The organism is Ruegeria sp. H6 (assembly GCF_056532975.1).
Genome location: NZ_JBQFOA010000001.1, coordinates 303463 through 330461, shown reverse-complemented (window position 1 = coordinate 330461; position 26999 = coordinate 303463). Strand labels below are relative to the sequence as shown.

The 26999-nt window shown below is 58.0% G+C and carries 24 protein-coding genes; 19 read left to right on the top strand and 5 right to left on the bottom strand.

Annotation, left to right across the window (positions count from 1 at the left end; genetic code table 11):
• Nucleotides 1-750, top strand: a complete 750-nt coding sequence (locus ACR0AG_RS01590; RefSeq protein ID WP_480835732.1) for an SDR family oxidoreductase — start codon at nucleotides 1-3, stop codon at nucleotides 748-750.
• A 15-nt stretch (nucleotides 751-765) separates the two neighbouring features.
• Nucleotides 766-1167 carry an ectoine synthase gene (locus tag ACR0AG_RS01585; RefSeq protein ID WP_480835730.1) on the top strand — a complete coding sequence of 134 codons (402 nt, stop codon included), beginning with the start codon at nucleotides 766-768 and terminating at the stop codon, nucleotides 1165-1167.
• Nucleotides 1168-1390: 223 nt separating this feature from the next.
• Here the strand turns inward: ACR0AG_RS01585 and ACR0AG_RS01580 are convergent, their stop codons facing one another.
• Nucleotides 1391-1786, bottom strand: coding sequence for a hypothetical protein (locus tag ACR0AG_RS01580; protein WP_480835727.1), 396 nt, complete (start codon nucleotides 1784-1786; stop codon nucleotides 1391-1393).
• 313 nt (nucleotides 1787-2099) lie between these two features.
• On the opposite strand from ACR0AG_RS01580, the gene ACR0AG_RS01575 reads away from it, so the two are divergent.
• Both ACR0AG_RS01575 and ACR0AG_RS01570 read left to right on the top strand, forming a co-directional pair.
• Entirely contained in the window at nucleotides 2100-2528 is a 429-nt protein-coding gene (locus tag ACR0AG_RS01575) for a hypothetical protein (protein WP_480835724.1), read from the top strand.
• A gap of 238 nt (nucleotides 2529-2766) precedes the next feature.
• A complete protein-coding gene (locus tag ACR0AG_RS01570; RefSeq protein WP_480835719.1) occupies nucleotides 2767-3987 on the top strand; it encodes a hypothetical protein in 1221 nt (406 codons plus the stop codon).
• A 436-nt stretch (nucleotides 3988-4423) separates the two neighbouring features.
• Here the strand turns inward: ACR0AG_RS01570 and ACR0AG_RS01565 are convergent, their stop codons facing one another.
• From ACR0AG_RS01565 to ACR0AG_RS01555, 3 genes are all read right to left on the bottom strand, one after another.
• The gene (locus tag ACR0AG_RS01565) at nucleotides 4424-5023 is read right to left on the bottom strand and encodes an SMI1/KNR4 family protein (protein WP_480835717.1); all 600 of its coding nucleotides are present in this window, start codon (nucleotides 5021-5023) and stop codon (nucleotides 4424-4426) included.
• Nucleotides 5024-5207: 184 nt separating this feature from the next.
• Nucleotides 5208-6266 (bottom strand): ABC transporter ATP-binding protein, encoded by a 1059-nt coding sequence (locus tag ACR0AG_RS01560; protein ID WP_480835713.1) that lies wholly within the window; start codon nucleotides 6264-6266, stop codon nucleotides 5208-5210.
• Complete coding sequence (locus ACR0AG_RS01555) at nucleotides 6263-7057, bottom strand: IclR family transcriptional regulator (RefSeq protein ID WP_480835710.1); 795 nt, start codon at nucleotides 7055-7057, stop codon at nucleotides 6263-6265. Before ACR0AG_RS01555 ends, ACR0AG_RS01560 begins: the two co-directional genes overlap by 4 nt.
• 138 nt (nucleotides 7058-7195) lie before the next feature.
• On the opposite strand from ACR0AG_RS01555, the gene ACR0AG_RS01550 reads away from it, so the two are divergent.
• The 10 genes from ACR0AG_RS01550 to ACR0AG_RS01505 all read left to right on the top strand — a co-directional run bounded on the left by ACR0AG_RS01550 (nucleotide 7196) and on the right by ACR0AG_RS01505 (nucleotide 19149).
• Nucleotides 7196-8455, top strand: coding sequence for an ABC transporter substrate-binding protein (locus ACR0AG_RS01550; RefSeq protein WP_480835707.1), 1260 nt, complete (start codon nucleotides 7196-7198; stop codon nucleotides 8453-8455).
• Nucleotides 8456-8542: 87 nt separating this feature from the next.
• Nucleotides 8543-9484: a carbohydrate ABC transporter permease gene (locus ACR0AG_RS01545; RefSeq protein WP_480835705.1), complete on the top strand. Its 942-nt coding sequence runs from the start codon at nucleotides 8543-8545 to the stop codon at nucleotides 9482-9484.
• A 1-nt stretch (nucleotide 9485) separates the two neighbouring features.
• Nucleotides 9486-10334 carry a carbohydrate ABC transporter permease gene (locus ACR0AG_RS01540; protein WP_480835703.1) on the top strand — a complete coding sequence of 283 codons (849 nt, stop codon included), beginning with the start codon at nucleotides 9486-9488 and terminating at the stop codon, nucleotides 10332-10334.
• Nucleotides 10334-12421: an alpha-galactosidase gene (locus ACR0AG_RS01535; protein WP_480835700.1), complete on the top strand. Its 2088-nt coding sequence runs from the start codon at nucleotides 10334-10336 to the stop codon at nucleotides 12419-12421. Before ACR0AG_RS01540 ends, ACR0AG_RS01535 begins: the two co-directional genes overlap by 1 nt.
• On the top strand, nucleotides 12418-14127 hold the full coding sequence (locus ACR0AG_RS01530; RefSeq protein WP_480835699.1) for an IlvD/Edd family dehydratase: 1710 nt from the start codon (nucleotides 12418-12420) through the stop codon (nucleotides 14125-14127). Before ACR0AG_RS01535 ends, ACR0AG_RS01530 begins: the two co-directional genes overlap by 4 nt.
• Complete coding sequence (locus tag ACR0AG_RS01525; protein WP_480835696.1) at nucleotides 14127-14894, top strand: SDR family NAD(P)-dependent oxidoreductase; 768 nt, start codon at nucleotides 14127-14129, stop codon at nucleotides 14892-14894. The genes ACR0AG_RS01530 and ACR0AG_RS01525 overlap by 1 nt, the downstream gene beginning before the upstream one ends.
• A 4-nt stretch (nucleotides 14895-14898) precedes the next feature.
• A complete protein-coding gene (locus ACR0AG_RS01520) occupies nucleotides 14899-15792 on the top strand; it encodes a 2-dehydro-3-deoxygalactonokinase (protein WP_480835693.1) in 894 nt (297 codons plus the stop codon).
• On the top strand, nucleotides 15789-16394 hold the full coding sequence (locus ACR0AG_RS01515) for a 2-dehydro-3-deoxy-6-phosphogalactonate aldolase (protein ID WP_480835690.1): 606 nt from the start codon (nucleotides 15789-15791) through the stop codon (nucleotides 16392-16394). The genes ACR0AG_RS01520 and ACR0AG_RS01515 overlap by 4 nt, the downstream gene beginning before the upstream one ends.
• Nucleotides 16391-17251 (top strand): SMP-30/gluconolactonase/LRE family protein, encoded by an 861-nt coding sequence (locus tag ACR0AG_RS01510; RefSeq protein ID WP_480835686.1) that lies wholly within the window; start codon nucleotides 16391-16393, stop codon nucleotides 17249-17251. The genes ACR0AG_RS01515 and ACR0AG_RS01510 overlap by 4 nt, the downstream gene beginning before the upstream one ends.
• Complete coding sequence (locus tag ACR0AG_RS01505; RefSeq protein WP_480835683.1) at nucleotides 17248-19149, top strand: beta-galactosidase; 1902 nt, start codon at nucleotides 17248-17250, stop codon at nucleotides 19147-19149. Before ACR0AG_RS01510 ends, ACR0AG_RS01505 begins: the two co-directional genes overlap by 4 nt.
• Here the strand turns inward: ACR0AG_RS01505 and ACR0AG_RS01500 are convergent.
• Nucleotides 19146-19775: a response regulator transcription factor gene (locus ACR0AG_RS01500; RefSeq protein ID WP_480835680.1), complete on the bottom strand. Its 630-nt coding sequence runs from the start codon at nucleotides 19773-19775 to the stop codon at nucleotides 19146-19148. The two genes, ACR0AG_RS01505 and ACR0AG_RS01500, sit on opposite strands and share 4 nt — an antisense overlap.
• A gap of 218 nt (nucleotides 19776-19993) precedes the next feature.
• On the opposite strand from ACR0AG_RS01500, the gene ACR0AG_RS01495 reads away from it, so the two are divergent.
• Genes ACR0AG_RS01495 through ACR0AG_RS01475 form a run of 5 tightly spaced genes read left to right on the top strand, consistent with a single transcriptional unit; the run spans nucleotide 19994 to nucleotide 26951 of the window.
• The gene (locus tag ACR0AG_RS01495) at nucleotides 19994-21235 is read left to right on the top strand and encodes a pyridoxal-phosphate-dependent aminotransferase family protein (RefSeq protein WP_480835678.1); all 1242 of its coding nucleotides are present in this window, start codon (nucleotides 19994-19996) and stop codon (nucleotides 21233-21235) included.
• Between the two features lie 28 nt (nucleotides 21236-21263).
• Nucleotides 21264-22460: a malate--CoA ligase subunit beta gene (locus tag ACR0AG_RS01490; RefSeq protein ID WP_480835676.1), complete on the top strand. Its 1197-nt coding sequence runs from the start codon at nucleotides 21264-21266 to the stop codon at nucleotides 22458-22460.
• Entirely contained in the window at nucleotides 22460-23350 is an 891-nt protein-coding gene (sucD, locus tag ACR0AG_RS01485; RefSeq protein WP_480835674.1) for a succinate--CoA ligase subunit alpha, read from the top strand. Before ACR0AG_RS01490 ends, sucD begins: the two co-directional genes overlap by 1 nt.
• On the top strand, nucleotides 23350-24321 hold the full coding sequence (locus ACR0AG_RS01480; protein WP_480836855.1) for a 2-hydroxyacid dehydrogenase: 972 nt from the start codon (nucleotides 23350-23352) through the stop codon (nucleotides 24319-24321). The genes sucD and ACR0AG_RS01480 overlap by 1 nt, the downstream gene beginning before the upstream one ends.
• Nucleotides 24321-26951, top strand: coding sequence for a phosphoenolpyruvate carboxylase (locus tag ACR0AG_RS01475; RefSeq protein WP_480835672.1), 2631 nt, complete (start codon nucleotides 24321-24323; stop codon nucleotides 26949-26951). The genes ACR0AG_RS01480 and ACR0AG_RS01475 overlap by 1 nt, the downstream gene beginning before the upstream one ends.
• Nucleotides 26952-26999 lie beyond the last annotated feature (48 nt).

Sequence of the window (26999 nt, the reverse complement as noted above, 5' to 3'; positions counted from 1 at the left end):
ATGCCCGAAGTTAAAGTCGCGCTGATGACAGGGACGGGACAAGGCATTGGCCGGGGCTGCGCCGTTGAAATGGCAAAGGCAGGCTACAAGGTCTCGCTGATGTCCCCCTCTGACCGTTCGATCGAGCTGGCCCAAGAGCTTGGAGGCATTGGTCGCCGTGGCTCGGTTCTGGAGGTCGATGATTTGCAAGCGATGGTCGACGACACCATGCGCACCTATGGCCGAATCGATGCCATCGTCAGCAACATGGGTCATGGCGGTACGGTGCCCGAAGCTATCAAGACGGTTGGGTTTGACGCGGATTTCGATGGGCCGCTTTTGGAACTCAGCGACGCGCTGTGGCACGAAAGTCTGGACATGTACGTGCTGAACGTCGTCAAGATTGCCCGCATCGCCACACCCATCCTGATCGAGCAAGGCGGCGGCGCTTTCGTTAACATCTCATCCATGAACACGATCGAGCCGCGCGCGCCTTACCCGATGAGCATGCTGCGCGGTGCGCTGCACAGCTTCTCAAAGCTCTATGGGGATCGCTATGCGCGCCACAACATTCGCATGAACAACCTGTTGCCCGGATTCTGCGAAAACGTGAACCTGTCCGAAAGGGCCCGCCGCGAAATCCCCGCACAGCGCGCCGCAACGTTCGAAGAAATCGGGCAGGCTTGCGTGTTTCTCGCAAGCGAGGGGGCCCGGTACATCAATGGTCAGAGTATACTATCCGACGGCGGAATGAACCGCGCAGTAAGATAGCAGAAAGTCTCTGATATGATTGTAAAGGCACTCAAAGATATCCTTGGAACAGATCGGGATGTGTCCGGTCCGGGCTGGAACAGCAGAAGGTTGCTTCTGGCACAGGACGGAATGGGGTTCACGCTGACCGACACGATCATCGAAAAAGGCGCCGAGCTGGAGCTTGAATACAAACACCATTTAGAGGCGTGTTATTGCATCGAGGGTAGGGGCCAGATCAGGCCATATGACGATGAAACCTGGCATCCGCTTGAACCGTTCACACTCTATGCGCTGGATCAGCACGATCGGCATGTGGTGCAGGCCACTGATACCGATCTAAGACTTGCTTGTGTTTTCACCCCACCGCTGAGCGGTAGCGAAGTGCATCGAGAGGATGGAAGCTATGGTCTTGGAGGTGAATCCGGAAAGAAATAAGCAGAAATACAAAAGGCGACCGCAAGAGATTAGCTGAAAATGCGGGCAAGGTTCAAAAACCGGAATGGGAAAGCGAGGCACATGGCTCGTCGTTCATTTTTAATTCTCTGTTCGCCGTTTTGAGGCTGAGTAAAATATCAAGATCAAAGCATCGTTGGTCACAGATGGTGTACTTTCTATGGTTCAGAAAAATCATCCTTTAATTGAGTATTTTGCAATTGACTCAGCGAAAAGATGTATCAATCTGTCGGCATCGATACCTACTGAGTTTAACCCTCCCTCTTCGCAACAAATCGAAAGGTTCTACCAAATGAATAGAAATATCCCTCTGACGCTTTCCGTGGCGATTTTGCTTGCTTTCGCGACCAGCGCAAGTGCGTCTGACGATATCAGCTTCCCAGTTCCCACAGGTGTTCCTTAGGTAAAAGGCGGTTTCAAAAACACGTCGAGCGGTATCGTCACCAAGGTCAACCAGCAATCCCAAAATGGCTGTGAGCAAATCGACAAAGAACATGATGCCAATGTCGGCTCTGATGGTGGCTTCTATATCTACTACAATCCGGTATGCGACTACGAGTTCCACGTCGAAATCAAGGACTGCAACAACCAAGAGCTGCACATGTCCTCATCCGACATCCAAGCGGGTCAAACAGAAGCGCATTTGAAGGGTGTATGCCCGAACCCCAACCTGACCCGCGAAGTTCCCTGAACACGGTAATTGGATCACCGGGTTCGGTCGCGTTGAAAGCCGCAAATCCGTGGGAGCGGTTCGGTCCGCTCCTTTCCGGTTTGACATTCGGAAATCAGATTTGTTTGCCTTCTGTCGGTTATATTGTCTTTGGCAGAGTCCCTTCCCGCCAATAGGCAAGCCCGGGTACTTAAAGACAGGCCCGAGAGCCATCTCTGAACAATCCCAAATACGAGAGAGAGCGATGTCTAAAGCTTTGAAACTCAAGACGGTTGCCCTGATTTCAATTGCGGTCCTTACCTGCAATGCCGCGCTGGCGGATGATCTTTATACGGTCAAGATAACGAACAATACGGATTATGCATTCATAAACGGTGTTTACGAAAACAAGTCGGGGGTGAACGTTCAGACCCCGATACCGACAACGATCCCAATCGGCGAGAGCGGTACGGTTCAGTTTGAGTACAACATCAACACGTCCCCGCACCTCAATATGCATTGGACGCTTGAGAACGACAACGACCACGCGGTTGCAGCCATCATCAAGAGCCCGGGCAATTGCCACACGGACGTACCGGACGGAGTACACAGCGATCACTACAACTGTAATTCCAAAAACATCAGTTTCGTCTACTGCATGAGCGATCAGACAGAGGATTGCAGCAGACAATAAGGCGTTTGGACATGGCGCGCTTAAGCGTTCGATCAATTCCCAAAAGCAGAGCTAATACCTCTTGGCTTGAGAGGGCAAAATTTGTAGCTTTGAGCCCAAAAAAGACTATTGAGATGCAACCAGAAGAATAGTCCTTGAGGGGCCTATGACGAGCAAAACAGACGCAGATCGGACTGGAATCTGCTTGACCAGAGCGTTTCGCGAGATCCGCGCGTTGACCGCATATCGTATTCGACAGATGGCCAACAATATGATGCGCAAGGGAACACGCATGCTTTGGTTTGCCATGGCCCTGTTTCTGGCTGCCTGCAGTGGCAACATTATTTCAAACAGCGGTGTCTATTATAATCAGGGTCTTGAGGACTCCTATAATAGCATCTTGCTGACAAACATTGTGCGTTCAGCCAAAGGCCGGCCTACTTATTTCTCAGCCGTAGGCGACTATTCGGGAAGCACGGACAATAGTCTCGGTCTGTCGACGGATCTTGATGCCAGCATCAACGAGCTGAGCTCGACCGATGTGGGCCTTGGAATTGACGCGGGCCCTGATAACTCGCGCAACGCAAACGTTTCTTCGCTTGAAACCGAACAGTTCACGCAGGCGATCCTGACGCCGCTCAGTCGTAAATTGTTTTTCTTGTTGGCTGAAGGGCAGGCGCGCGAACGGCTTGATCTGCTGACTACATTGACGGTCAAATGGATAGCTGTTCCCAAAAGCACCATTGCAGGCCTGCAAAGACAGGCCACAAACGAATGTGCAGGGAACACGGCAACCTTTCCCAACGCACTGAAAGCCATGTGCCGACAATTGCCCCTTGTCATTGCAAATGGCAATTGCGCTGGCTCGCTCACATCCGGCGGAGGCCGCATCGTGCTCCGGAGCGATCCTACAAACGCCTGTCAGCACGCACGCTTTCGCGCGCTGGTCGAGCCGATCACCATATTGCAGCCCGCATTGTTACGGGCCAATTCCGGGAATTCGGTCACGTTACTTGCATTGGAGCAATCCGCAGCGGCGCCGGTCTCTGCACGAGAGGTCCGCAACGGGGCAGTCGCGGCTGCAAATGACGACAGCAACAACACAAAGACACCACCATCACAAAATCAGGATCTTTTGCTGTTTGGCAGCGGAAGCTCATTCGCGCTGCGATCCCCCAAGGAGATCATCCAATATCTGGGCGAAATTGTTAAAGCAGACTATTTGAACGAAGCCGTCCCCATGCTGACAGGGCCAAGGGGCAGTGAAATCCCGGTTTTCGAACTCCTCCACGACGACCGCATCACATCAGACGCAAAGCTCTATGAAATTGATGGAGAACCCTATGCTCTCGATGAGCCGGACCTAGGCAAACATGCGAGCAGTTTTTCTTATCCGTCTCTGGCCGTTTTGAAAGAAGTGATCAGCCTGAATACTTCGCAAAGTGTCCTGCCCAAGAGCCCTAATATTTTGGTTCAATAACGAAGGAGTAGTCCCAAATAAGAAGCACGATCATTGTCTGAATCATTTGGGCGCAACCAATCGGAATTCCGGTATAGTTTTGTTCCAAAGCTCCGATCGGTGCACCCGCATCCAAACAGGTCGAGTTGTAACCCATAAGAAACTGATGGCTCGACGAGATGTTCTGTTACGGCTTCATCTGCACAGGCATAATTTTTTATTCTCAGCTCAATTCGATGTTGGCGGTATTTCTTTAATAAGTGTGAATGGCGTTGCGCTATAAATTAACATAACATTGATTATCAGATTACTTGCGCAGCCCCAAAACGAATACGTCACCCGTTATTAATTCGGGAATACACTCTGCCCTCAAAAGTCAACGAGAGTGAGCTGACATGGGCTGGATGGTTATAAGTAGGCGCGAGAGAAGCAGCAAATATTTAACTGCCGTGCGTGCTTAGTCTCTGACTAAGATTCGAAGCTTTCCGCCATCATCTGGCAATGATTTCGTGAGTTCTGAATGGAGACGATGAAGTTCCCATGCTGGTAAAGCACCAAGAGACACTCCCTCGGCGGCTTCTTCTGAGCAAAACGGAGGATACGCGTGTATTAGATGTCCGTCTGGTAGTTCGCCGTGATCTTGCTGGAACCGCAAAAGAGGTTCCATGGCTAAGAACCCAATAGGATCAGCATTTGCCCGTCTGAGGAATTCACCGAGGGACAACCCCATGTCTTCAATCTCGCCTGTCTCAGCAGACAAGCGGATGACATCAGTCGATCTCAGAAGGAACTGATCGCCGACACAGTCTTCGGCAAATGGCACCCACTCTCGGCTAACCGCAGGAAAGAGTTCGCCAATCGAATCTGGCCCTAACCACGCTCGACGAAAGGAGTGCCAATCAGGCTCCTTGCAGGCGCCACGTACATGCAAGCCACCACCAAATTGAACGAAGCCGTTCAGTGAAGTTAAAACAGATGCAAGGCTTTCCGGTAAACGTTCCAATAGCGCTTTGTCGTCTACTGGCGGTCCTTGAAGTGTTACGTGGCTCAATTCCATATCTGGATCATAGCCAAAGCCGCACGGGTTACCACCGTAGCGCACCTACTTCGCAAGGCATTTTAGCCCTCCAATATACAAGGTCTCCGGGCTGCGAAGCCTTGCTCCCGTCACATCCCGTGATGACACCTTTGCTTTGCACAACCAGTGACGTTTCTATTTGGGTGCACCGATCTTTCAGAGCTCAACGAATGCGAGCCCCAGACTCCACGTCGAAGATCATGGCGCGCTCTGGTCGCAGGACGAGGCTGACCGTTTCGCCTTCGCGGCTGCGTTCGTCGTCGCGTTCTTCGACGATCAGTTTGTCGCCGTTTGAAGCGGTGAGATAGCTATAGGACACGCCCCCAAGCGCTTCGGTCAGATCGACTGTCAGGGCCTCTCCGGTGCGGTCCAGGCCGATATGTTCTGGCCGGATACCCAGAGTGACCTTGTTCATGCCCGCAGGTATCGGCGCTGGTGGTGCAAGCGGTTCGGACAGCGCGGGATGTGTCAGCTTGCCGTCGACAATGTCACAATCCAGAAAGTTCATCGACGGGGAACCGATGAAACCGGCCACAAACCTGTTGTCCGGATTGCGATAAAGTTCGAGCGGAGCGCCGACTTGTTCGATTCGACCGTCACGCAGAACAACGATCTTGTCGGCCATGGTCATGGCTTCGACCTGATCGTGGGTGACGTAGATCATCGTTGCCCCGATCTCCTTGTGCAGCCGCGCAATCTCGACGCGCATCTCGACGCGCAACTCGGCGTCGAGGTTGGACAAAGGCTCGTCGAAAAGGAACACTTCGGGACCGCGTACAATGGCACGACCGATGGCGACACGCTGACGCTGACCGCCGGACATCGCTTTGGGCTTGCGTTTCAGATACGGGCCCAATTTCAGGATATTCGACGCCTCCTGAACTTTCTTTTCGATCTCAGCCTTCGCCACACCGTTCATTTTCAGGCCGAAACCCATGTTTTCGGCAACGGTCATATGTGGGTAAAGCGCATAGGTCTGGAACACCATCGCAACGCCGCGTTTGGCCGGGTCCATATGTGTCACATCCCGTGCGCCGATTTTGATGGTCCCTTCCGAGGTTTCTTCCAGCCCGGCGATCATCCGCAACAGTGTCGATTTCCCACAGCCTGACGGGCCCACAAACACGCAGAACTCACCGTCCTGAATATCAAGATCAACGCCATGAATGACTTGTGTGGACCCATAGCGCTTGATCGCCTTCTCCAGTGTCACTCCGGTCATGAGATAAGTACCTTTTCCTGTTGTGTTTCGGGAAAGCGCCAAGATTGCGCTTCGCGCCCAATATTGCTCGCGGTCTGGAGAACGCGCGGCGCCCATTGTTCGAGTTCTTTCAGGTCCGTGCGGCTGGTTGGGCCTGTGATCGACAGCGCACCCAAGACCCGTCCACCGGCTGTCAGTACGGGCGCAGCAATACAGATGATGCCCGGTTCATGCTCTTCCCGGTCGAATGCGTATCCGCAGGCCCGGACCTGATCCAACTCAGCTCGCAATTCCTGTTCTGATGTCAGTGTATTCGGTGTGAACCGGAAATAGCTTTGCTGGGATAAAGCCGCGGCAAGCGTTGTTTCGGGTAGAAATGCAAGCATCGCCTTGCCGACGCCGGTGCAATAGGCTGGGCCAACTTTGCCGGCTTGGCTGTACATCTCAACCGGTTCTGTTGCATTGCGCTTGTCAACGTAGAGAACCTGATTGGCGTCCAACTGCGCCAGATGCACGGTTTCGCCAAGATCGCGGCTAAGCGAATCCAAATGCGGACGGGCCACGGGCGCCAAAGAGCTTTGAGTCCAGGCCGCATGCGCCAGACGCACAAGGCGAATCCCCGGCGCATAGGATTGCCGGTCAGGGTCATAGTTGAGCATACCCTGATTGGTGAGGGTCTGAAGAAACCGATACAGGGTCGCTTTGGGAAAGGGGCTTTTGTCCAACAGCTCAGCAAAACGCACGGGCCGGCTGAATCCCGCAACGAGATCCAACACATCGCACGCCTTACCGACAGTCCCGTCCCCTGACATCTGGTGCCGTCTCCTCCCCTTCGCCCTGCCCTTGCAGGATTGTTGTTGACAACCCTAACGGAAATGATGTGTAGTTTTCAATATATAAATCATAGTTCCAAATAATGGAACAACTTTGGATGCACATGGGAGGAAAATATGTATTCCAAAACCAAAAAGACATTGGCCGCCCTCGCCGCCTGTACAGCAATCGCAGGGCCAGCCGCAGCTGAGCTGAGCGGCGATATGTCGATTTTCCTGGATACGTCGAACCCGGCACCGCGCGCGACGATGGAAGCGATGATCGAACGGTTCGGGGAAAAACACCCTAATCTGAACATTGAAGTCACGGTGATCGACCGCGAAGCCTACAAGACGCAGATCCGAAACTTCCTGACGGCCAACGCACCGGATGTTGCCACCTGGTATGCCGCCAACCGCATGAAACCCTATGTCGAAGCGGGTCTGTTCGAAGACGTGTCTGATTTGTGGGCCGAGCCGATGTTCGAGGAAGACCTCAAATCGACCAAAGGCGCGATGACCATCGATGGCAAGCAGTGGGGCGTGCCCTACACCTACTACCAGTGGGGCGTCTATTACCGCAAAGACATCTTTGATGAACTCGGCCTGAGTGAGCCTTCCACATGGGACGAAGAAAAGGCGAACTGCGAAAAGATCGTAGCGTCGGGTCGGGCCTGCTATACCATCGGCACCAAGTTCCTGTGGACCGCTGGCGGATGGTTCGACTATCTGAACATGCGTACCAACGGTTATGATTTCCACAACCAGCTCGCCAACGGCGAAATCAGCTGGGAAGATGACCGCGTCAAGCAGACCTTTGCCAACTGGAAAGAGCTGATCGACATGGGGGCGTTTATCGACAACCACCAGACCTATAGCTGGCAGGAAGCGCTGCCCTTTATGGTCAATGGCGAAGCTGCAGCCTATCTGATGGGTAACTTCGCGGTCGCACCGCTGCGCGATGCAGGTCTGACCGATGATCAGTTGGATTTCTACCAGTTCGTCTCGATCAACCCGGGTGTGGAACTGGCGGAAGATGCTCCGACCGACACCTTCCACATCCCTTCGGCTGCTCAGAACAAAGAGGCCGCCCGGGAGTTTCTGAGGTTTGTCGCCTCGCCCGAAGAGCAGACAATCATCAACAATGGCAAAAACCTGGGGCAGTTGCCTGTGAACTCGAAATCCACCGTGGATGACGACAAGTTCCTGCAAAAGGGCTTCACTATGCTGAGCGAAAACAGCCCAGGCGGCGTCGCGCAGTTCTGGGACCGGGATGCACCTGCTGAAATGGCCAAAGTGTCGATGGAAGGCTTCCAGGAATTCATGGTCAAGCCCGACAGCCTCGACAAGGTTCTGTCCAAGCTGGAGCGCGCCCGCGGTCGTATCTACGACAAATAAGGTGTCGGCAGCCGCACTTTAAGTCGCACAGGTAAAGACAATCGGCGGGGTAAAATTCCGCCGGTTGAAACACTTCCCAGACAAGAGATGGCCATCATGACCGCCTCGACCGACATTACCGAGACCGAAACTGAAAGCTGGTTTCACCGAAACCAACAAGCGATTGCGCCCTGGCTTTTTCTGGCACCGGGGATCCTTTTCTTCCTGGTTTACGTCATTGCCCCCGTTTTTCAGTCGTTCAACCTGTCACTCTATGAGTGGGATGGGCTGGGTCAGGCCGAGTATGTCGGGATGCGCAACTATGAAGACCTCTATTATGAATGGGTCGATCGCGATGCATTCTATGTTTCGCTCAAAAACAACCTGATCTGGCTGGTCCTCTACCTGCTTGCCATTCCCGCAGGGTTGTTTATCGCGTTACTACTGAACCAAACCGTGTTCGGCATCCGGCTGTATAAGTCGCTGTTCTTTTTCCCGTTTGTAATCAGCCAGGTCGTTGTCGGGCTTGTTTTCACATGGTTTTACGATCCGACCTTTGGTTTGCTGAACCAGTTTCTGGGGCTGTTCGGCGCTGGTCCGATCAACGTGCTCGGAAACGAGCATCTCGTGACCTACGGCATCATCGCGGCCGGGCTTTGGCCGCAGACCGCCTATTGCATGATCCTGTACCTCACCGGTCTGAATGCGGTGGACCCCGAACAGATCGAAGCGGGGCGACTGGATGGTGCGAAGGGTATCAAAATGCTGTGGTACATCGTGCTGCCGCAGCTGCGCCCGGCGACCTTCATCGCCTTTGTGGTCACCATCATCGGAGCGCTGCGATCCTTCGACCTGATCTCGGTCATGACGCAAGGCGGTCCTTTCGGGTCGTCCCGTGTGCTGGCCTATTACATGTTCGAGGTTGCCTTGTCCGAATACGGCTTCCGCATGGGCTATGGCGCCGCGATTGCCGTGGTGCTGTTCATGATCATGATGTGCTTCATCGTCTACTTCCTGTGGTCGATGTACCGCGAAGAGAAGGGACACTGATATGTTTCCCACACCCATCGAAAAACAACCCAAAGCGGCCCAGATAACCTACAAGATTCTTCTGCCGGTCGCTCTTTTGATGTGGCTTGGCCCGCTTCTCGCTGTCGCGCTTTTCTCGGTCAAACCGGACGCCGATTTTGTGAATGCCAACTATTGGGGCCTGCCGACATCCTTCGAATTTGCCAACAATTATGGTCAGGTGTTCTTTAACAGCGACATGCCGCGCTACATGCTGAACTCGCTTTTGATTACCGTTCCGACGGTCATCGGGGCGGTGGCGCTTAGCACCATGACCGGCTTTGCGCTGGGGATTTACAAATTCAAGGCGAATATGTGGATTTTCTTCATGTTTGTTGCGGGCAACTTTGTCCCGTTCCAGATTCTGATGGTGCCCGTTCGCGACCTGACGCTGGAGCTGGGCCTTTATAACACCAAAACCGGTCTGGTCCTGTTTCATATCGCGTTCCAGACCGGGTTCTGCACACTCTTCATGAGGAACTTCATCAAAGCCCTGCCCTTTGCGTTGATCGAAGCGGCCCGGGTCGAGGGGATCAGCGAGTTCAGGATTTTCTGGTACGTCGTTCTGCCCTTGATGAAACCCGCGCTGGCCGCATTGTCCGTTCTCATGTTCACTTTCATCTGGAACGACTATTTCTGGGCCGTTGTCCTGACGCAGGGCGCCGAAAGCCAGCCTGTGACAGCCGGTATCACCAGCTTTAACGCGCAGTTTCGGGCCGCCTATCACTTGATGAGCGCGGGTTCCATCGTGGCGGCTCTGCCACCGGTTGCCATGTTCTTCCTGATGCAAAAACACTTTATCGCGGGCCTGACCCTCGGAGCTGTGAAGTAATGATAAGAACCTGGTCGCTTCATGATGAGCGGCAATCCCTGGTGCTTGCGGCGCATCGCGAGCGCTTGCCCGAAATTGTGTATTTCGGCCCCCGGCTGCCAGAGAATGAAGACCATGAAACCTTGTTTCAGGCCCATGGTCTGGATGTGACCGGCGGTATGCTGGACGCCAACCCGGAACTGTCTATGTGCCCTGAGGCGACGCGCAGTTTTCCGGGTCAACCCGGTCTGATTTTGCGTGACGGCGACGGCACGCCGATCCTGCCGAAATTCTGTTACGCCGCCGAAAAGGTCGAGGATGATCATCTGACCCTGACCTTTCGGGACGAAGACCACCGATTGACCTATCAGGCGGTGTTCTCGATTGACCCGAAAACCCATATCATCGAAGCCCGCGCCGTGCTTGAGGCGGATCGCCCCGTCATTCTGCACTGGCTGTCTGCACCGGTGTTTCCAGCGCCGCAACTGTCGGACAGTTTGATGGATTTCGCCGGGCGTTGGTGCGGTGAGTTCCAGACCAACACCACCCCGTGGTCTGCGGGCATCCGCTATCGCGAGAACCGCACCGGGCGAACCGGTCACGAGCACTTTCCGGGTCTGATCGTCCCGGTGCGCGGCGCAACAAACGCGCAAGGTCAGGCTTATGGGTTTCACTACGGCTGGTCCGGTGGGCATCGCATGTTGGCCGAGGAATTGCCCGACGGGCGGCGCCAGATCCAGTTCGGGCATGCCGCGCGCATGGAACGCGAAGCGGCCACTCGGTTTGAGACCGCGCCGCTCTATGCCGTGTTTTCAGCCGATGGGATCAACGGTTGCGCGGTTGCTTTTCAGCGTCACCTGCGGGATCGCATTGTCGCCTTTCCAAAGCCCGACCGCCCCCGCCCGGTGCACTACAATTGCTGGGAAGCGGTCTATTTCAATCACAACCTGCCAGAGCTCAAAGATATCGCAGACCGCGCCGCAGCGCTTGGGGCAGAGAGGTTTGTTCTGGATGATGGCTGGTTTGGCCAGCGGGATGATGACACCTCGTCGCTGAGCGATTGGGAAGTCGACGCCCGGAAATACCCCGACGGTCTGGACCCGCTGATCAATCACGTTCATTCGCTTGGGATGACGTTCGGCATCTGGTTTGAGCCTGAAATGATCAACCCCGACAGCAGCATCCACCGGGCCCATCCGGAATGGGCGCTGGGGGGCGAGGATCAGATACTGGGGCGGCAGCAAAAAGCGCTGAACATGGCGTTGCCCGAGGTTCGCGAATTCCTGTATGACCGCATGTCCGCAATTCTTGCAGGCCATGAGATTGACTATATCAAGTGGGATCATAACCGCGTGCTGCCTATGCCGGACGCGGCGCAAACCCGCGGATCATACGCGCTGATTGACCGGCTGCGTCAGGAGTTTCCACATATCGAGATCGAAAGCTGCGCCAGTGGCGGTGGGCGGATCGATTTTGGCATTCTCAAACGCACCCAACGCGTTTGGCTCAGTGACAGCAATGACGCGTTGGAGCGGCTGCGCATTCAGCACAATGCGGCGATATTCCTGCCCATGGCCGTCACCGGAAGCCATGTGGGCCCGCGCGTCTGCCACACCTCGGGCCGCGTGCTCGACATCCGGTTCCGGGCCTGGGTGGCCGCCCAGCGGCATATGGGGTTCGAAATGGACCCGCGCGAATTGACCGATCAGGAACAGGCGGTTCTGCGAGAGGTCACACAATGGTGGAAAGACAACCGTGATTGGCTTTACCATGCCGACATCTTGCGGTTGGACAGCCCCGACCCGTCGGTTATTGCCGAACAGCAGCAGACTACGGATGGATCGCGTTTTGTCGTGTTCGCGGGCAAGCTTGACACCTCACCGCAGATCGCGCCGCGCCCCCTGCGGCTGACCCGGCTTGAGGCGGAGGCGCAATACCGCGTCGAGCTGCGCGACACCGCGACCGCGCCAGCCACGTTGTCGCGTGGCAACCCGGCTTTGAAACAAGGACCTGTAACCGTAAGCGGCCAATATCTGATGAGCCATGGCTTGTCTCTGCCGTGGAGCTTCCCGCAATCGATGTGGGTGATTGAAGGGCATAAACTATGACTAAGAAACGTCGTTCGCAGCACTGGTATGGAAAACTGGACAAGGACGGGTTCATCCACCGGTCCTGGATGAAAAACCAGGGCTTTCCTGATCACGCCTTTGACGGGCGACCTGTCATTGGTATCTGCAATACCTGGTCCGAACTGACCCCTTGCAATTCCGGCCTGCGCGATCTGGCCGAAGGGGTCAAACGCGGGGTTTGGGAGGCCGGGGGCTTTCCGGTCGAATTCCCCGTCATGTCACTGGGTGAGACCCAGATGAAGCCGACCGCGATGCTGTTTCGCAACCTGCTGGCCATGGATGTCGAGGAATCAATCCGTGCCTACGGTATCGACGGGGTCGTCCTGCTGGGCGGATGCGACAAGACCACACCGGGCCAGTTGATGGGCGCAGCTTCGGTCGATCTGCCGTCCATCGTGGTCAGTTCCGGTCCGATGTTGAATGGCAAGTTTCAGGGCAAAGACATAGGTTCGGGAACCGATGTGTGGAAATTCTCCGAAGCGGTTCGCGCCGGAGAAATGACCTTGCAGGATTTCATGAACGCTGAATCCGGCATGTCGCGCAGCGCCGGTGTCTGCATGACAATGGGGACAGCCAGCACAATGGCATCGCTGGTCGAGGCGATGGGGATGTCCCTGCCCACAAACGCCGCCCTGCCCGCCGTTGATGCCCGCCGCATGGCCCTGGCGCATCTGACCGGCAAGCGGATTGTCGAGATGGTGGACGAAGACCTCAAACCCTCGGACATTCTGACCAAAGAAGCTTTTGAGAACGCGATCCTCACCAACGCAGCTGTCGGAGGGTCGACCAACGCGGTTGTGCACCTGCTGGCGCTGGCGGGCCGGGTCGGCGTGGACCTGACCCTCAAGGATTTTGAGATCGGATCGGAAATCCCCCTGCTGGTGAACTGTATGCCCTCGGGCAAATACCTGATGGAAGACTTCTGCTATGCAGGCGGCGTGCCGGTTGTTCTGAACGAACTCAAACCCTTCCTGCGCCCTTCAAAAACCGTGCTGAACAAAGACATCGCGGCCCATTACGAGGGTGCAGAATGTTTCAACACGGATGTGATCCGCCCCTTCGGCGACCCGGTGAAACCTGCCGCAGGGCTGCGCGTTCTGCGCGGTAATCTTGCGCCCAAAGGGGCCATCGTCAAACCCTCTGCCGCGACAGATGCGCTGCTGGAAACCGAGGCCGAAGCTTTCGTGTTCGAAAACATCGAAGATCTGAAAGCCAATATCGACCGCGAAGATCTGCCGGTCACGCCCGAGACCATTCTGGTGCTCAAAGGCTGTGGTCCCAAAGGTTATCCCGGAATGCCCGAGGTTGGTAACATGCCGATCCCGGGGAAACTGGTGAAACAGGGCGTCCGCGACATGATCCGCATCAGTGATGCGCGCATGTCGGGCACAGCCTATGGCACCGTGATCCTGCATGTCAGCCCCGAGGCTCAGGCAGGCGGCACATTGGCGCTGGTCAAAACCAGCGACCGGATCCGTATTTCGGCCAGTAAAGGCGAGATGGAATTGCTGGTCGACGAAACAGAACTGGACGCGCGTCGTGCCGCGTGGCAACCGGACGATCCGCATTACACCCGCGGATATGCAAAGCTCTATATCGACCATGTGCTGCAAGCCGATCAGGGGGCGGACCTCGATTTCCTTGTGGGTAAAGACACCCGCCTCGTGACCAGAGAGAGCCACTGATGACCAAGCAAGCCACGTTCCCCGACCTGGAGGGCGCATCCGTCTATATCACCGGCGGCGGCTCGGGCGTTGGCGCTGCATTGACCGATGGGTTTTTGTCGCAAGGGGCCAATGTGGCCTTCATCGGTCGTTCGGATGCCAGCGCCTTTGTCGACGAGATGCGCGACAAACACGGTCGCGCGCCTTTGTTCATGCAGGGTGACATGACCGATACCGAGCTTTTGCACGCCACCATGCAAAAGGCCGCCGAGGCGCATGGCCCGCTGGACGTTCTGATCAACAACGCAGCCAATGACAAGCGCCACACGCTGGACGAGACGACGACTGAGTTTTGGGATTGGATGATCGAGGTCAACCTTAAGGCCTATTACTTTGCCTGTAAGGAAGCCGCGCGGCAGATGCAGGGCAAGGGCGGGGCCATCGTGAATTTCAGCTCGATCAGCTACATGATGGGAAACTCCGGCTATCCGATCTATACGACATCGAACGCGGGTATCACTGGCATGACGCGATCCCTGGCACGAGAGTTGGGGCCGCAGAAAATCCGCGTGAATGCCCTGGCCCCGGGTTGGGTTTTGACGCAAAAACAACTGGATATGTGGGCCACGCCCGAAGACCTTGCCGCCCATCTGGATCGCCAATGCCTCAAGGAACATCTGACGCCCGAAGACATGATTGCGCCTACCCTGTTTCTTGCGTCCGAGGCCAGTCGGGCGATGACCGGACAATGCATAGCGGTCGACGGGGGCGTGGTGGTATCGGGGTGATGAAATGAACACTGAGTGGATAGCTGTCGATTGGGGAACGTCTCATCTGCGGGCATGGGCCATGCAGGGCGACAAGGTTCTGGATCAGGCCGAGTCCGCTGACGGCATGGCGCGCCTTGCCAATGGCGACTTTCAATCGGCCCTGCTGTCACTGATTGAAAGCTGGTTGCCAGCTGCGCCTGTTGACGTCATTGCCTGTGGTATGGTGGGGGCACGGCAAGGTTGGGTTGAGGCGCCTTATTCAGCGGTTCCCTCCGCGCCGGTTCCGGTTACGCCGTTTCGGGTGCCAAACACCGATCCTCGCATTCGCGCCTTTGTTGTGCCGGGGTTAAAGCAGATGTCACCTGCCGACGTGATGCGCGGTGAGGAAACGCAGATTGCCGGATACCTGGCCACCAGGCCGAATTGGGACGGGGTTATCTGCCTTCCCGGTACGCATACAAAGTGGGTCCAGGTCTCTGCCGGTGAGGTCGTCAGCTTTCGCACCTTCATGACGGGCGAGCTTTTTGATCTTTTGCGACGCCAATCCGTTCTGAAACATTCGATTGGTGAGGGCTGGAACGACGCGGCCTTTTCCGAAGCCGTGGCTGACGCGTTGTCGAAACCCGAACAATTCGCAGCGCGGTTGTTTGGATTGCGGGCTGCCGACCTGCTGCATGGTCAGGACGCAAACATCGCCCGGGCGCGTCTGTCCGGTGCACTGATCGGGGTCGAACTCGCGGCCACACGCCCCTATTGGCTGGGTCAGCAATTGGCGATCATCGGGGCCAAAACCCTGTCGGGCCTTTATGCACAGGCCCTTGCTGATCAAGGCGCGTTTGTCGACACCGCAGATGCAACTGTTACAACGCTGGCCGGTTTGAAACTGGCCCGAAATCTGACGAGGAAAACAGCATGAGCCGCCCCATTATTGCAATCTTGCGCGGTCTGCACCCGAACCAGGCAGTCGATGTTGGCACTGTCCTGCTGAATGCCGGGATTGACCAGATCGAGGTTCCGCTGAACTCGCCGGACCCGTTGGAGAGCATCCGCCTTTTGGCTGGTGCCTTTGGTGACAAAGCCCTGATTGGCGCGGGCACCGTATTGACCACAAGCGAGGTTGAACAGGTGGCGGCCGTTGGCGGAAAGCTCATCGTTTCTCCCAATTTCGATGCCGATGTCATCGGCAAATCCGTAGCACTTGGCTTGCAAAGCTGGCCGGGTGTCTACACGCCGACCGAAGCCTTCGGAGCGCTAAAGGCAGGGGCCACTGGGTTGAAACTGTTCCCCGGTGTGATGGCCGGCCCCACCGGCCTTGCGGCCTTGCGTCCGGTCTTGCCAAAGGGGACAAAAGTGTTCGCGGTAGGTGGCGCAGGGCCTGAAAACTTCGACAAATGGCTTCAGGCCGGAGCGGACGGATTTGGAATAGGATCGGCCCTGTTCAAACCCGGCATGAAAGTCTCTGAAATCGCCGAGCGTGCCCGCACAATCGTGTCCGCCTATGACAGGGCGGTGGCATGACTCACGTCTATGACAACCGCCCCTGCGAGTTGGGAGAGGGGCCATTGTGGCATCCCGATCGGAAGCAGCTGTTCTGGTTCGACATCGTCGGAAAACGTCTGATGACCCGGAACGGTGACACACCGCAGCACTGGCAGTTCGACGAACATGTCTCGGCGGCTGGGTGGGTCGACCGGGACACGCTTTTGATGGCATCGGAAACCGGGCTGTGGCGCTTTGACATCGAAAGCGGCGCACGGGAACGGGTTGTGGCGCTTGAGGCCGACAACAGCATAACACGCTCGAATGACGGTCGCGCCGATCCGTGGGGCGGCTTCTGGATCGGGACGATGGGAAAGCAGGCCCAGCCAAAGGCAGGCGCGATCTATCGGTTCTACCAAGGTGAATTGCGCCAACTTGTGCCGGATGTCACCATATCGAACGCGATCTGCTTTGCGCCCGACAAAAGCTGTGCCTATTACACGGACACTGCGACCCGACAGGTGATGCGTCAGCCACTTGATCCCGAAAACGGCTGGCCGGTTGGTGCTGCTCAGGTCTTTCTGGACCTCAACGCAGATAACCTGAACCCGGACGGGGCGGTTGTTGATACTTCGGGCAATATCTGGATCGCTCAATGGGGTGCCGCGCGGGTAGCGGTTTACAATTCCCAAGGGCTGTTTCAGAAAGCGATCGCTATTCCGGCCCTTCAGCCCTCCTGCCCCGCTTTTGGTGGCGAAGACCTGACAACCCTGTTCTGTACGACCGCCCGTTCAGGGTTGGAGGCCGATGCGATTGAAACCCAACCCCAAAACGGCATGACTTTTGCGACAGCGACCGCAGGTCAGGGCCAGGCAGAACACAGAGTCCGTTTATGACACCAGAACTTGGCGTTTGCTATTACCCCGAACATTGGCCAGAGGCGATGTGGGCGGAAGATGCCGCGCGCATGGTGGAAACCGGTCTGCGCTGGGTGCGGATCGGCGAATTCGCATGGAGCCGGTTGGAACCCAGGCCCGGCGATCTTCAATTCGACTGGCTTGACCGCGCCGTTGAAACGCTGGGTTCAGCGGGATTGAAAGTGGTGATGGGGACCCCGACGGCCACCCCTCCGCGCTGGATGCTGGACAAGCTCCCGGACATGCTGGCCGTGGACCAGAACGGCAACCCGCGCAAGTTTGGTTCTCGCCGTCACTATTGTTTCAGCCATCAGGGCTACATCGAAGAATGTCGACGCGTGGCTCGGCTGATGGGCGAGCGTTACGGCCGAAACGCCCATGTGCTGGCATGGCAGATCGACAATGAATATGGCTGCCACGACACCACAATCAGCTATTCGGACGCTGCTCTGGCCGCGTTTCGAGTGTGGCTGGCGAACCGTTACGGCACGATTGAGGCTTTGAACGCGGACTGGGGCAATGTGTTCTGGTCGATGGAATACACTGGTTTCGACCAGGTCGACTTACCCAATCTGACTGTGACCGAGCCGAACCCCGCCCATGTTCTTGCCTTCCGCCGGTTCAGCTCGGATCAGGTTGTGGAATTCAACAAGGCTCAGGTCGATGTATTGCGTCCGCTGACCGATGCGCCGCTGTCGCATAATTACATGGGCCGGGTGCTGGAATTCGATCATTTCAAAACCGGGGCCGATCTGGATATCGCGACCTGGGACAGTTATCCGATCGGTTTTCTGTCTGACCGGCTGGAAGCCGAAGACAGCCACAAGACCGCTTTCCTGCAACAGGGTGACCCCGACATGCAGGCCTTTCACCACGATCTGTACCGTGCCGTTGGTCGGGGCCGCTGGTGGGTGATGGAACAACAGCCCGGCCCGGTCAACTGGGCCCCCTACAATCCGGCCCCCCTGCCCGGCATGGTACGCCTCTGGTCGTTGGAGGCCGTAGCGCATGGGGCGGAAGTGGTCAGCTATTTCCGCTGGCGGCAGGCACCCATGGCTCAAGAACAGATGCATGCAGGCCTGTTGACCGCATCCGGCGCCGACGCACCGGGTTTGGCCGAGGCGCGGCAAACAGCCGATGACCTGGCGCAACTGGGTGATGTTGCAGCCACAAAGGCCGACGTTGCCATCGTGTTTGACTATGCCTCGGACTGGGCCTGGACAACGCAACCGCAAGGGGCGGGGTTCAACTACTTTTGGTTGGTATTCTCCGCCTATCGCGCGCTACGCCGGGCGGGGCTGTCGGTTGATGTCGTCCCTGCGGGCGCTATACCCAATGGGTACGCACTGCTGCTTGCGCCGGGTCTGGCGACGGTGGATGGAGATCTGGAAAAACGCCTGTCAGAGGCCTGTGATCTGGCCATTCTCGGGCCCCGCAGCGGGGCGATTACCGCTGAATTCCAGATCCCCCAGAACGGGCGGCCCGGTTTGTCCCGGCTGGAATGCGAGGTTGAACTGGTCGAAACTCTGCCCCCGAACGTGGAGCGCCGCGTTACCGGCGGTGGTGCGGCACAGCACTGGATCGACCGGTTGTCCGGCGATGCCACCGATTTGCTGAATTTTGAGGATGGCACCCCTGCCCTGAAAGGCGAAGAAGGGCTGTGGTATCTGGCCGGGTTCCCGGATGAGGCGCTGTGGGATCGGGTGATTGCGATGGCCGCGGATAAGGTCGGTCTGACCTTGCGACCGATGCCTCATGGCTTGCGGTTGCGGGAAACAGAGCGGCACGTCTTTCTGATCAACTATAGCAGTGACCCGGTTGAGTGGCAGGGCCAGGAAATCAGCGGCTGCGATGTCAGGATACTTGAAATCGCTTAATCCGACCTGGCGCCGGAGGAATAGTAGAACGCAATCGCCTGCGCCCGGTTTTTAACCGAAAGCTTCTCGTAGATATTGGACAGGTGAAACTTGACGGTATTTGTCGAAATTTTCAGGTCTTTCGACAATTCTCGGTTAGACAGACCCTTGGCCAGCGCCTCAAGGATAACACGTTCTTTGCGCGACAGCGTGTGGATCGGGTCTGTTTGCATCTTGCGCACATCGATGAATGGAAACACCATTTTACCCGCCGCGACGTCGGCGCAGGTTTCCAGCAATACGTCCACCTCACCCGAGCGCGACGCAAACCCCGCCGCACCCGCTTGCATGGCAAGGCGGGGTATGTCCCCAACATCATCGCCATAGATGACAAACCGGGGGGCGCCCTCTTGTTCGCGCAAAACCTCGATCAGTTTTGCTGCACCCAGAACTGGCAATGTCCACGAAATCACGCAGACCCGAACCGGCACGCGCATCACCGCGCCCAGGAACCCTTCGGCCGTCGCCGATGTGGCCACCAAAGAGAATCGCGGATCGCGTTCGAAAATTTCGGACATGGCCGACAGCACCAGCGGATTGTTGTCGGCCAGCATGACGTTGATCGGGGTTGGTGAAGGCTCGGCCATTGATTTTACATCCAAAAATTCTGAATTACTACCCAATTGGGTGGGTGATATATCGGTATACCGCCGTATATTTGCCAAAAAGGGTAGGAAATGACCCATCCTTTTAGACATGCCAAAGCAGTAGTAAGTTACGTTGCGCGATGATGCAAGCGGCGCTTTCCTGATCCTCAACGCGATGTCGGGCGTGGATGTCCACCCCGACGGTGAAGGAGGATCGCATGACGTTTCAGATTTATCCCACGCTCGAAATCCCCCAGACCCTGGCCGCTGGCCCGGGTCCGGGCAATACCGATGCCCGCGTCCTGCAAGCCTTTGCAGGTGCCGGGGTGGCCGATCACATGCAGGGCGATGTCCTGCGCGGCATGGTCGAATGCAAGCATATGCTGCGCCAGATCTGGGGCACCGCCAACACCTATACATTCGCGGTTGCCGGTACAGGCTGGAGCGCGCTGGACACGATGTTTTCGGCGGTCATGCCCGGCGACCGGGTGGTTGCCTTTACCAACGGCACCTTTTCGGGCATCGATTCACTGACCCTGCGCATCAAGGCGGCCACGCCCGACGAACATGCCGCCAATCCGCTGGACCCGCAGGCCGCCAGTGTCACCGTGATCGACGTGCCGCATGGGCAGCCGGTAACGGGTGAGATGGTCGAAGCCGCGCTGGCCGAACACAAACCCAAATGGGGGTTCATGGCCCATTGGGAAACGGGTTCGGGGCGTATCAACGACCTGCGCGGGTTCTCGGATGCCTGCGAACGCCACGGTGCGATGGGTCTGATCGACGCCGTGTCGTCCCTGGGTGTCGAGGATTTTCGCATTGACGATTATCCGGGCATCGCGGGCTGGGCCTCGTGCCCGCAAAAAGGTCTGTGCTGCCTGCCGCTGACCTATGCCCCGGTCAGCTTTACCGACGCCTATATCGACAGCCTGCAATCAACGGGGGCCTACAGCTATGTCCACAACCCTGTTTTCGAGGCCCGCCACTGGGGCATCGTCGATGGGCAGGATGTTGAAAAAGGCACCTATCACCGGACCCATTCCGGGTACGCAGTTGCGGCCTTTCACGAATCCCTGCGCCTGACGCTGACCGAAGGCTTGGCCAAACGGGCGGCCTCGTACCGGACGCATGAAAAGGTGCTGCGCGATGCCGTGACTGCGTTGGGATGTCAGGTGACATCGGACATGCCCAGCCTTTTGGTTCTGAACCTGCCACCCGAACTGGCCGGGCGCGAGATGGAGCTGGTGCAGAACTGCCGCGCCCGGGGTTTTGGCATCTGGCCGACCCTCAGCGCGCCGGTTCAGGTCAGGATCGGTATCCTCAATCAGCTGAACCGCCATGCGATCTCTCAGATCGTCCGGCTCTTTGCCGAGGCGATGCGTGAATTGGGCGGCACTGTTGATTTCGAGGCGATCGAGGCCCTGCTGGAAAGCCGCTACGGCACATCAATCGCGGCGTGAACGCACTGCATAAACGGGAGGAATGCAGATGGATATCCATGAATATCAGGCGAAAGAGGTTCTTTCGAATTTCGGCGTCGCCATACCGTCGGGCGCGCTGGCCTATAGCCCCGAACAGGCGGCGTACCGCGCGCGGGAACTGGGCGGGGACAAGTGGATTGTCAAGGCGCAGGTCCATGCCGGGGGCCGCGGCAAGGCCGGCGGCGTCAAGCTGTGCAACAGCGAGAACGAAATCCACGAAGCCTGTGACAAGATGTTTGGCCGCAAGCTGGTGACGCATCAGACCGGCCCCGAGGGCAAGGGCATCTATCGCGTCTATGTCGAATCCGCCGTGCCGATTGATCGTGAGATCTATCTGGGTTTTGTCCTGGACCGCTCCAGCCAGCGGGTGATGATCGTAGCGTCCTCAGAGGGCGGGATGGAGATCGAAGAGATTTCCGCCGAACGCCCCGACAGCATCGTGCGCTCCATCGTGGAACCGGCCGTGGGTTTGCAGGAATTTCAGGCGCGCGAGATCGCCTTTGAACTGGGTCTTGAACCCCGGTTGGTGCAGCACATGGTGCGTACCTTGCAGGGCTGTTATGCCGCCTTCAGCGAGCTGGACGCCACCATGGTCGAGATCAACCCGCTGGTCATCACCGGCGACGACCGGGTTCTGGCGCTGGACGCCAAGATGAGCTTTGACGACAACGCCCTGTTCCGCCATCCCCAGATCGCTGAACTGCGTGACAAAAGTCAGGAAGACCCGCGCGAAAGCCGTGCGGCGGATCGCGGCCTGTCTTATGTGGGGCTTGAGGGCAATATCGGCTGTATCGTGAACGGCGCCGGTCTGGCCATGGCCACGATGGACACGATCAAACTGGCCGGGGGGGAGCCTGCGAACTTCCTGGATATCGGCGGCGGCGCCTCGCCCGAGCGGGTGGCCAAAGCCTTTCGTCTGGTGCTGTCCGACAGCAATGTACAGGCGGTGCTGGTCAACATCTTTGCGGGCATCAACCGCTGCGACTGGGTGGCCGAAGGCGTCGTGCAGGCGCTGCGCGAGCTGGAGCTTGACCTGCCCGTCATCGTGCGTCTGGCGGGCACCAATGTCGAGGAGGGTCAGAAAATCCTGGCCAAATCCGGCCTGCCGATCATCCGCGCCACAACTTTGATCGAGGCTGCCGAACGCGCCGTGGGCGCATGGCAGAATGATCTGACCCAAAACACCAAGATGAGGGCCGTGTAATGAGCATTCTTCTGGATCGCGACACCCGCGTTATCGTTCAGGGCATCACCGGACGCATGGCGCGTTTTCACACGCGGGACATGCTGGATTACGGCACCAATGTCGTGGGCGGCGTGGTTCCCGGCAAGGGCGGCGAAACCGTCGAGGGCGTGCCGGTGTTCGACACCGTGAAACAGGCGGTCGAAGCGACCGGCGCAGATGCCAGCCTTGTCTTCGTACCGCCCCCCTTTGCGGCAGATTCGATCATGGAGGCCGCCGATGCCGGCATCCGGTATTGTGTCTGCATCACCGACGGGATCCCGGCGCAGGACATGATCCGCGTCAAACGCTATATGTATCGCTATCCCAAGGATAAGCGCATGGTGCTGACCGGCCCGAACTGTGCCGGAACCATCAGCCCCGGCAAGGCGCTGTTGGGGATCATGCCCGGTCATATCTACCTGCCCGGCAATGTGGGCATCATCGGGCGGTCCGGCACGCTGGGCTATGAGGCCGCAGCGCAGCTGAAAGAGCGCGGCATCGGTGTGTCGACCAGTGTCGGCATCGGTGGCGACCCGATCAACGGCTCCTCCTTTCGCGATATTCTTGAGCGGTTCGAATGGGATGAGGATACCGAGGTGATCGCCATGATCGGCGAGATCGGCGGCCCGCAAGAGGCCGAAGCGGCGGAATATATCCGCGACCATATCACCAAGCCGGTTATCGCCTATGTCGCCGGCCTGACCGCGCCCAAGGGCCGGACCATGGGCCACGCTGGCGCAATCATCTCGGCCTTTGGCGAAAGCGCCTCCGAGAAGGTCGAGATCCTGTCGGCCGCTGGCGTGACCGTGGCCGAAAACCCGGCGGTGATCGGCGAAACCATTGCCCGCGTTATGGGAAAGGCTGCGTGATGGTCAAACCTTCGGTCCTTGTCACCCGTCGCTGGCCTGCCGCCGTCGAGGCGCAACTGGCCGAAACCTACAACACCGTGCTGAATACCGGGGACAAACCATTGTCCCCGGCGGAACTCCGCGAGGCATTTGGGAAATACGATGCGGTTCTGCCCACCGTGACCGACACGCTCAGCGCCGAGGCGCTGGACGTGCCAGCCGCGCAGACCAAAATCCTTGCCAATTACGGGGTCGGGTACAGCCATATCTGCGAACCTTCGGCGCGTGAGTTGGGCATGACCGTGACCAACACGCCTGACGTGTTGTCGGAATGCACCGCCGATCTGGCCATGACGCTGCTGCTGATGGTGGCCCGCCGCGCCGGCGAAGGCGAGCGCGAGCTGCGCGCAGGTGGCTGGTCAGGCTGGCGTCCCACGCATCTGGTTGGCACCAAGGTCAGCGGCAAAGTGCTGGGCATCATCGGCTTTGGTCGCATCGGTCAGGAAATGGCGCGGCGCGCGCATCACGGGTTTGGCATGAAGATCGTGGTCCAGAACCGCAGCGCCGTGCCGCTCGACGTGCTGGGCCAGTTCAACGCCAAACAGGTCGACACGGTGGATGATCTGCTGCCGCACTGCGATTTCGTCTCGCTGCATTGCCCCGGCGGGGCCGCAAACCGGCATTTGATCAACGGGCGCAGGCTGGATCTGATGAAACCCGGTGCATTTCTGATCAACACTGCAAGGGGTGAGGTTGTGGACGAACACGCCCTTGTCCAATCGCTGATGTTTAATACGATCGGCGGGGCGGCGCTGGACGTGTTTGACGGTGAACCCCGCATCAGCCCGGACCTGCTGCACTGCGACAACCTTGTGATGCTGCCGCATCTGGGCAGCGCCACACAGGAAGCGCGCGAGGCCATGGGATTCCGCGTGCTCGACAATCTGAACGACTTTTTCGCAGGCCGCACGCCGCGTGATCAGGTGATCTGATGCACGCCCTAGCCCAAACCATCGACCCGACCCCGGCCTCGTCGCCTTATGCCGACGGGTTGCGCGCCGAACTGCGGCTGTTGTGGCGCAACATTCTGCTGAAACGGGCACCGCATGTAGCCACATGGGCCGAGGCGGCGCCGCTGGGGCCCATCCCCTCGGGCCCTCAGGCGACGCCCTATCTGCAAGCCCTGTCGATCTGGTTTCAGCTGCTGCGCATCATTGACGAAAACGCCGAAATCCGCGGCCGTCGCCTGACCGAGACCCAATCCGGGGCCCAAGCGGTGGAAGGCGGGTTTGCGCAGGCGCTGTCTGACCTGCCCCTGACGGTCAGTCAGACCGAAAGGTTGACTGCCGACCTGTGCGTGGGCCCCACCCTGACCGCGCATCCGACCGAGGCCAAACGGGTGACGGTGCTGGAAATTCACCGGCGGATTTATCGCACCCTTGTCAGCCTTGAAACCCAACGCTGGACCCCGACCGAACGCACCGAATTGCTGAACGGTCTTGAGGCCGAGATCGACCTTTTGTGGCTGACCGGAGAACTGCGCCTGTCCCGCCCTAGCCTTCAGGACGAAATCGAATGGGGGCTGCAATTCTTCCGCGATGCCATCTTTGACGCCGTGCCACAGGTCATGGACCGGTTCGATCAGGCCTGCCTGCATGTGCTGGGTCAGACGTTGGACAAAACGCCGGATATCCGCTTTCACAGCTGGATCGGCGGCGACCGGGACGGCAATCCCAATGTCACCGCTGAAATGACTGCGCTGGCCCTGAAACGCGGACGTGAAACGATACTGGATCTGTATTGTCAGGCACTTGATCGGGCGGCCAGCCGGCTCAGCATCAGCGCGTTGATCCTGCCCCTGCCCTCACCGGATCGCGACCGTTTGCAAGGGATCATCGACCATGCACCGGACACGGGCCGCAACCGCAATGAACCGTTCCGGCAGGCCCTGAGCGCAATCCGCAATCGGCTGGCACAGGAGGGCTATGACCATATCTCGCAATTCACGAGCGATCTTGACGCGCTGGATGCTGCATTATGTGCGGTCGATGCGGATATTCTGGCGCGGCGACATATCCGCCCCTTGCGCCGGGCTGCATCGGTCTTTGGGTTCCGCACCGCGACGCTGGATATTCGCCAGAATTCCACCGTTACCACCGCTGTTCTGGCCGAGATCTGGGCGCAATCCGGGGCAGCGCCGAACTATGGCACATCCGCCTGGTCAACGCGCCTGCGAACTGAGCTGGCGGATCAGAGCCTGCCCTATCGAAACCGCGCCGCGCTCAGCGATCAGGCGCAGGAATTGCTGGCGCTTCTGGCGCTGATCCACAGTGTGCGATCAGGACCGGACCCAAAGGCAATCGGGCCGTTCATCCTGTCGATGACCCGGTCTGCCGACGACATCCTGGGCGTCTACCTGCTGGCCCGCTATGCCGGGTTCGGGTCCGAGACGCTGGATATTTCGGTGGTGCCGCTGTTTGAGACAATCGCCGATCTGCGCAATGCTCCGGCAATTTTGCTGGACGTACTGGCCGTGCCGCTTGCTCGCCGCAGCCTGAAAACCGGCGGCAATCTGGTCGAGGTGATGCTGGGCTATTCCGACAGCGGCAAGGATGGCGGCTATTTCTGCTCAACCTGGGAGCTTGAGCGCGCCCAACGCCGTATCATGACGGCGCTGGCCTCGCAAGGGTTCACGGCGACGTTCTTCCATGGGCGTGGTGGTTCGGTCAGCCGGGGCGGCGCGCCGACCGGACGCGCCATCGCCGCACAGCCCAGCGGCACCATTGCCGGGCGGCTGCGCGTCACCGAACAGGGTGAGGTGGTTTCGGCCAAATACGCCAATCGCGGCACCGCGGCGGCGCATCTGGAACTGCTGCTTTCCAGCACGCTGCGCCACACGGCCAAACCCGGCAAGGCACCGACCCGACCCGAATTCGATGATGCGATGGATGCCCTGTCGGAACTGTCACAGACAGCCTATGTCTCGCTTTTGCAGATGCCGGGGTTTCTGGATTATTTTCAGCAGGCCAGCCCGGTCGAAGAACTGGCCCGTCTGAAAATCGGATCTCGCCCGGCGCGCCGATTTGGCGCGGCCAGTCTGGACGATCTGCGGGCCATCCCCTGGGTTTTTGCATGGTCGCAAAACCGCCACCTGATCACCGGCTGGTACGGGTTCGGGTCTGCCATGGCCAGTTTTCGCAAGTTCCGTGGCGCACGTGGGGATGATGTGTTGCAAGATATGTTTCAGCATTCGCGCCTGTTTCGTCTTGCCGTCGATGAGATGGAAAAATCGCTCTATCAGGCCGACATGGAGATCGCCGCGCAGTATGGCGAATTGGTCGCCAATTCCGAGACCCGCCAACGCATCTTTCAGACGATCAAAGCGGAATATGACAGCGCCTGCGACGTGGTGCAGTTCCTGACCGGCGGCCAAGCCATTGGCCATCGCTTTCCCCGGCTGCGCGCGCGGTTTGATCGCAAACGGGCGGAACTGGCCCGCATTCACGCGTTGCAGGTCGATCTGTTGCGACAGGCCCGAAATGATGCGCAGGCCGGGTCGGTTCCCGTGCCCCTGCTGCAATCGATGAATGCCATTTCCGCTGGCCTGGGCTGGACCGGCTAACCCTTGTTCCGGGTGTTTCGCAGCAAACGCCCCAACCCCGAATTCCAC